Source organism: Rhodococcus sp. T2V (genome assembly GCF_029269925.1).
GTDB classification, from domain to species: Bacteria; Actinomycetota; Actinomycetes; order Mycobacteriales; family Mycobacteriaceae; genus Rhodococcus_F; species Rhodococcus_F koreensis.
Genome location: NZ_JARJBD010000034.1, coordinates 90,208 through 96,591 on the forward strand (window position 1 = coordinate 90,208; position 6,384 = coordinate 96,591).

The following is a 6,384-nucleotide window of genomic DNA, read 5'->3' on the forward strand; positions in this document are numbered from 1 at the left end:
AACGCACTGCAACCCTTCCCGGCCCCGTACCGGCGTCGTACCGTTCGGCCCATCAGCAGGTTCACAACGAGGTGAGGGCGGATTCATGAGAGCAGCGCGCTTCCACGGACGACGCGACATCCGGATCGACGACATCCCCGAACCGGACGTGCGGCCCGGCGCCGTGAAACTCCGGGTCGGGTGGTGCGGCATCTGCGGCACCGACCTGCACGAGTACCTGGAGGGCCCGATCTTCATATCCCCGCCGGGACATCCGCATCCGCTGTCGCACGAGAACGCGCCGGTGACGATGGGCCACGAGTTCTCCGGGACGGTGGAGGAGGTCGGTGAGGGCGTCACCGATGTCGCGGTGGGCGACAACGTGGTGGTGGAGCCGTACTTCGTGTGCAACGAGTGCGCGTCCTGCACGGCGGGCAACTATCACCTGTGTACGAAGATGGGGTTCATCGGATTGGCCGGTGGCGGAGGCGGACTCAGTGAGAAGGTGGTGGTCGACCGCCGGTGGGTGCACAAGATCGGCGATATCCCGCTCGACGAGGCGGCTCTGATCGAACCGCTCAGCGTCTCGCATCATGCGGTCGTCCGCAGCGGGGCCGAGGCCGGCGACGTCGCGCTGGTCGGCGGTGCCGGACCGATCGGACTCCTGGTCGCCGCGGTCCTGAAGGGTCTGGGTGTCACCACGATCGTCACCGAACTCAGCGACGCCCGGAAGCAGAAGGCGCTGTCCAGCGGGGTCGCCGATCACGTGATCGACCCGTCGTCGGAGGACGTGAAGGCCCGGGTGCTCGAGCTGACCGGCGGTGTCGGCGCCGATCTCGGGTTCGAGTGCGCGGGGGTGAATGCCGTCCTCGACACCATCCTCGACGCCGTCCGACCCGCGGCCGTGGTGGTGAACGTGTCGATCTGGGGCAAGCCCGCGACGGTCGACATGCAGAAACTCGTCCTCAAGGAGATCGACCTGCGCGGCACCATCGCCTACGTCCGCGACCACGAGGCGGTGATCGAGATGGTCCGCAGCGGGGTGATCGACCTGGCCCCGTTCATCACGGGCCGGATCGAACTCGACAATCTGGTCTCCGAGGGACTCACCACGTTGATCGAGCACAACGACACGGCGGTGAAGATCCTGGTCCGGGCGTGAGCGTCAGTCGGGTTCGTCCGTCGACGGCGTCACCGCCCTGGCCTTGAGTGCCAGCCACAACTCCATGCGATCGTCGGCCTGGTCGAGGTTCCGTCCGGTCAGCGCCGCGATCTTGTCGATCCGGTTCCGGACGGTGTTGCGGTGCACGGAGAGGGCGGCCGCCGCGGGGTCCCATGCCCCGTTGGCGCGCAGCCATTCCTCGAGTGTTCGCTGGAGTTCGACGCGTTCGCGCGGCTCGAGCTGATCGAGGGGTGCGAGGACGGCGGTCGAGAAGCCGCTGAGCACGTCGGCCGAGCCGAGGCGCAGCAGCAACTGGACGGTCTCCCCCTCCTTGGTGTCGACGACGCGGCCCAGCCGGGCACTGACCGCGACGAGGGACCGCGCCTGCATCGCCGACACGGCCAGCGCGTCCACGGGAACCAGCGCGCCGATCCCGATCGCGCATCCCTCCGCGACACCGGACAGCAGGTCCGCAAGCCCGGAGGACTCGGGGTGCGCGATCTCGATGTCCGAATTGCGCTGCCGCAGGACGGCATCCGGGAGGGCCGAACCGATCCGGACGGTCAGATCGGCCACCGCGTCGGGAGTGGAGCGCACGACAGCGATCTGCAGGGGGTCGCGGGACAGCCCGATGCCGGCGGCGATCTGATGCGCGCGCTCCCGCCGGAGTCCGGGCCGGAGCAGCTGCGCCAGCGCCGCCGCCCGCCGCTGCCGCTCGGGTTCGCCGGCCACGTGACGGCGTTCGAGTTCGAGCGACAGGAGCGAGACGAGAACATTGGACGCGTGCCGCAGCGCGCTGTCCGCCGACCTCTCGAGCACGACGAACGCGAGCGGGTTCTCGATGCGAACGGGGTGCAGTTCGAGTTCGCGCCGACCGGCGCCGCCGAACGCCGTCCAGCCCCTGGCGCGGGTGGTGTAGCGACCCACCTGGTCCTCGGCGTCGTGCAGGAACGCCGCATCGACCCCGTCGGAGAGTTGGACGACCCCGCCCGACGCGTCCAGCACCGCGCAGAGTGAGCCGCTGACGGAACACCACGTGTCGAGCAGTCCGCTCAGCGGCGACGGTCCGGCCGCGACCGCCGTGAGCTGATAGCTCACTTCGATGGCGTCCTCGAGCGCACGTTTCTCCTCCTCGGCGATCCGGGAGAAGATCCACTTGGTGATGGCGATGAACGGCACCGAATCGGGGGCGATGAGCAGCGGGACGCCGAATTCCCGCGCCGCCTCGACGAGCGGCGCAGGCGGTGCCTGATAGGGCAGCCCGTGCCCCAGCCCCAGGCACAGCGCGGCGACCCCGCCCGCGACGCAGTCCCGGACGTAGTCGCGGCACCCGGACTCGGTCATGGGAAGCATGAGACCGACGGTCATCAGCAACTCCCCGCCCTGCAGCCAGTCCCGCGGGCGCGTCAGTTCGGACACGTGCGCTGCGGTGATGGGGTTGTTCACCCCGGCCCTGCCGCTCATCGACGTGAGCCGGAGCGTGGGAGCGGACAGCACGTCCTGGACGGTGATCACCGGCATCCCCTTGTACGAATTGCCCAACCGTAATAGACGAACTGTACATCTCGCCTCTGGTGCCGGAGCGGCGCACTGCGCAGAGTGGTGATCAGAGCCACAGCACCTCCTAGGAGTTTCAGTGACAGATCACTCCGGCGACACCGCCGCGACCCTCGGTGGCACCATCGAGACCCGCTCGATCGACTACGTCCCCGAGGACGAACGTCACGGGAAGGTCCGCGACCAGGGCCCCTTCTGGTTCGTCGGAAACTTCCAGCCCTTCACGGTGGCCATCGGCTTCGTCGGCCCCGCCCTCGGCCTGTCGCTGGGCTGGACGGTCGTCGCGGGCATTCTCGGCATCTTCTTCGGAACGTTGTTCATGGCGTTCCACGCGTCGCAGGGCCCGGTCCTCGGACTCCCGCAGATGGTGCAGTCCCGCGCGCAGTTCGGCTACCGCGGCGTCGTCCTCGCGCTGATCGGGACCTTGTTCACGTACGTCGGGTTCAACGTGGTGGACGTCGTCATCATCAAGTCGGGCCTGCACAGCATCTTCGGGTGGCACGCGGCCGTCGTCGCCGTCGTCATCACCGCCGTCGCGACGCTCCTCGCCATCTACGGCCACGACCTGCTGCATCTGTCGTTCCGTGTGCTGTTCTGGCTGTCGCTGCCGCTGTGGGCCATCCTCACGTGGGGCGTCGTGTTCGGGCACGCCGGCGGCGACGCGGGCGCCACGACGGGCGGGTTCACCCTGCTGGCGTTCATCGCCCAGTTCAGTGTCGCGGCCTCCTACAACATCACGTACGCGCCGTACGTGTCGGACTACTCGCGGTACCTGCCGCGCAACACGCGGACGTCGGCGATCGTGTCGGCCGTGTTCCTCGGCGCCTCCGCGTCGCCGGTCTGGCTGATCCCGGTGGGCGCGTGGATGGCCACCCGACTCGGAGCGACGGATGCGCTCGCCGGCATCCACGACGCCGGCAACTCGGTGGTCCCGTTCCTCGGTAGCGTGCTCGCCCTCGTCGCGACGCTCGTACTGGTGGCCACCATGGGCCTGAACGCGTACAGCGGCATGCTCACCGTGATCACCGGCATCGACTCGTTCCGGAAGGTCACCCCCTCCCGCCGGATCCGGGTGGTGACCGTCCTCGCGCTGGCGGCGGTCTGGCTGGTGCTGAGTCTGTTGTTCACCGATTCGACGACCGTCCTGAACACGACGCTGCTCATCATGCTGTACCTCCTCGTGCCGTGGACCGCCGTCAATCTCACCGACTTCTTCTTCGTGCGCCGCGGGCACTACGCCATCACCGACCTGTTCACGCCGGACGGGTTGTACGGAATGTGGTCGTGGCGGGGCATGACGGCCTTCTTCGCCGGCATCGTCGCGTCCGTTCCGTTCATGGTGCTGCCGTTCTACGTCGGACCGATCGCCGCGGCGCTCGGTGACGTCGACGTCGCGTTCGCGGTCGGCCTCGCCGTGTCCGGGATCGTGTACTGGTTCCTGTCCCGGTCGCTCGACCTCGACACCGAGGAGCGGTTCATCGAAGACAGCGAAGCCGCACTGGCAGTCGAGGAGACCCCCGCTCATGGCTGACACGGCGACGAGAGCAGGCGTCCAGGACGCGATCGACGCGCTGATCCGGGCATTCGGCGAGCACGACACGACCGCCTACTTCTCCTCGTTCAGCCCGGACGCGACGTTCGTCTTCTACACCCACCCGGAGCCGCTGCCCAGTCGCGAGGCCTACCGCGATCTGTGGACCGAGTGGGAGTCGGACGGTTTCCGCGTCCTGGCGTGCCGCTCCAGCGAGCAGAACGTCACGTTCCCGGCCCCGGATGTCGCGGTGCTGACGCATCGGGTCGGCACCACGGTGCGGGATTCGACGGGAACGGTCGAACTCGACGAACGGGAGACGATCCTGTTCCGGCGTCGCGAAGGCTCGGGCTGGATCGCCGTCCACGAGCACCTGTCGCCCCAGCCGAACACAGCTTGATAGCTGACAGATAGCCGACTCGACGTGCACCACGTCACATCAGGACCCCGTCGGGTTGCGGAGGCCGGCTCGTAACGGTGTACTGGTGAGTAACCCTGCCCGGCTCGGCCTATCGCGAAGGTACACAGATGACGGACGAACGGCCCGCCAAGAACCAGACCCGACCGGACAAGGCGACGCGATCGACGCCGAAAGTAGAGACCGCGGACGTCTCCAAGACCGATCTCGCGGCCGTCGTCGACGCGCTCACGGCGACGAACGAGAAGAACTTCGACTTCTGAAACCCGCGCGTCAGTCCCGTTCCCGGTGCGGCACGAATTCGAATGTCAGGCACGCGAACGCCACGGGCAGCAGGTAGCGGAAACGCAGGAGCACGTAGCGCCGGTTCCCCGTCGCATGGAACTTGCCGAGGTAGCGGTACAGCGACTCCAGCGCGATCAGCGCGTCGCCCAGGTGCAGGGCGCGGCGGAAGAGCCGGGCGCCGGCACCGGGTGCGTCGGGGTCGAGGAGTTCGGGAAACGCCGCGAACGACAGCGAGACGGAGCGTGCACCGGTCCGCTCGGCGTAGCGGATGACGTCGACGGTCATGCGTTCGTCGGTGCCGTTCGGTGCGCCGTCACCGCGCCACGGAACGTCGAGGCTCAGCTCGCGGGCGGAATCGGCGGTGCCGTACCGCTGGAAGGCGACGGCGCGACCGGTGCAGTCGCGGGCGACGACGACGAGAAGTCCGGGGAGCGTGCCGTCCAGCAGGTGGTCGAGGATCATCGAGAACCCCCGGCGCTGGTGTCCGGCGCGGGCGTCGTCGACGATGTCTGTGAGGTCGCGGCGTGTCGGTTCGTCGAGCGCGGCTTCGGGGACGATCTCGGTGGTCAGCCCGGCGTTGCGGGTGCGCTGCACCGCCTGCCGGAGGTTGCGGAACTTCCTGCCGTGCAGGGTGAAGGATCCGACGTCGATCACCACGTCGCGGCCGATCGGGACCGCCGTCAACGGTTTTCGGGTGTCGCTGCCGATCTCCCACAGCCGCGTGACCCGCTCCCCCGCGCCGAGCACCGCGACACGCCACCCGCGTTCGGCCGCGAACTCGTCGAATTCGTCGAGGAGCGCGCCGAACTCGAGCGGGTGTCCGATGGGATCGCCGGAGACGACGGCGATCCCGGACCGGGCCCGGTAGGCGATCGCCGCGGTACCCGACGCGTTGAAGTAGTACGACTTCGCCGAATTGAGGGCGAACGGCGACAACGGGTCGCCGGTGGTCTGCTGGATCAAGGTGAAGACGCGGGCCCGGTCCTCGGGCTGCGGCACACTCCGCACCGGAAACATCAGGACGGGTCCGGTGGCCACGAGGAGCAGGAACCCCGGGGTCGAATGTGCGCTCGAATACGCCACATCCGCGGCCGCCACCATCAGTACCGCCGCGGCCGCATGCGTCACGGTGACGGGCCGCCGCAGGTGCAGCCCCCGGGCCACGAGCAGGACGGCGATCCCGGACGCCACCATCCACGTGCGGACGGGACCCGACCGTCCGGCCATCCACATGAGCACGAGCCCGACCACGACCGTCGCGCCGACGAGCGCCATCCGCGCCGCGGGCGATTCGGGCCGGTAGACCCGCAGCCCGGGCACGGTCGTCGGTGTCGATTTCGAATTCTGCACGCGCACCCCTGCACCCGGAAACGACTGTTCCGTACCTCCAATCTAGCCCCAAGTTACGGCCGGCTTTCGGCCGAATCCCTGCGGTCTGCCAGGGAGAACTGT

General features: G+C 68.5%; 6 protein-coding genes. 4 read left to right on the forward strand and 2 right to left on the reverse strand.

Annotation, left to right across the window (positions count from 1 at the left end; translation table 11 throughout):
• Window positions 1-85 precede the first annotated feature (85 nt).
• Entirely contained in the window at window positions 86-1,141 is a 1,056-nt protein-coding gene (locus P3H15_RS26610) for a 2,3-butanediol dehydrogenase (protein WP_276139968.1), read from the forward strand.
• Window positions 1,142-1,144: 3 nt separating this feature from the next.
• Here P3H15_RS26610 and P3H15_RS26615 read toward each other — a convergent pair whose 3' ends face one another.
• A complete protein-coding gene (locus P3H15_RS26615) occupies window positions 1,145-2,656 on the reverse strand; it encodes a PucR family transcriptional regulator (RefSeq protein WP_276139969.1) in 1,512 nt (503 codons plus the stop codon).
• A 121-nt stretch (window positions 2,657-2,777) separates the two neighbouring features.
• Between P3H15_RS26615 and P3H15_RS26620 the strand changes: the two genes are divergently transcribed.
• The 3 genes from P3H15_RS26620 to P3H15_RS26630 all read left to right on the forward strand — a co-directional run bounded on the left by P3H15_RS26620 (window position 2,778) and on the right by P3H15_RS26630 (window position 4,910).
• Complete coding sequence (locus P3H15_RS26620; protein WP_276139970.1) at window positions 2,778-4,229, forward strand: cytosine permease; 1,452 nt, start codon at window positions 2,778-2,780, stop codon at window positions 4,227-4,229.
• Window positions 4,222-4,629 carry a nuclear transport factor 2 family protein gene (locus P3H15_RS26625; RefSeq protein WP_276139971.1) on the forward strand — a complete coding sequence of 136 codons (408 nt, stop codon included), beginning with the start codon at window positions 4,222-4,224 and terminating at the stop codon, window positions 4,627-4,629. Before P3H15_RS26620 ends, P3H15_RS26625 begins: the two co-directional genes overlap by 8 nt.
• A gap of 128 nt (window positions 4,630-4,757) precedes the next feature.
• Window positions 4,758-4,910, forward strand: coding sequence for a hypothetical protein (locus P3H15_RS26630; RefSeq protein WP_276139972.1), 153 nt, complete (start codon window positions 4,758-4,760; stop codon window positions 4,908-4,910).
• A gap of 10 nt (window positions 4,911-4,920) precedes the next feature.
• On the opposite strand, the gene P3H15_RS26635 is transcribed toward P3H15_RS26630, so the two are convergent.
• On the reverse strand, window positions 4,921-6,288 hold the full coding sequence (locus P3H15_RS26635; RefSeq protein WP_346348806.1) for a phosphatidylglycerol lysyltransferase domain-containing protein: 1,368 nt from the start codon (window positions 6,286-6,288) through the stop codon (window positions 4,921-4,923).
• Window positions 6,289-6,384: the final 96 nt, after the last annotated feature.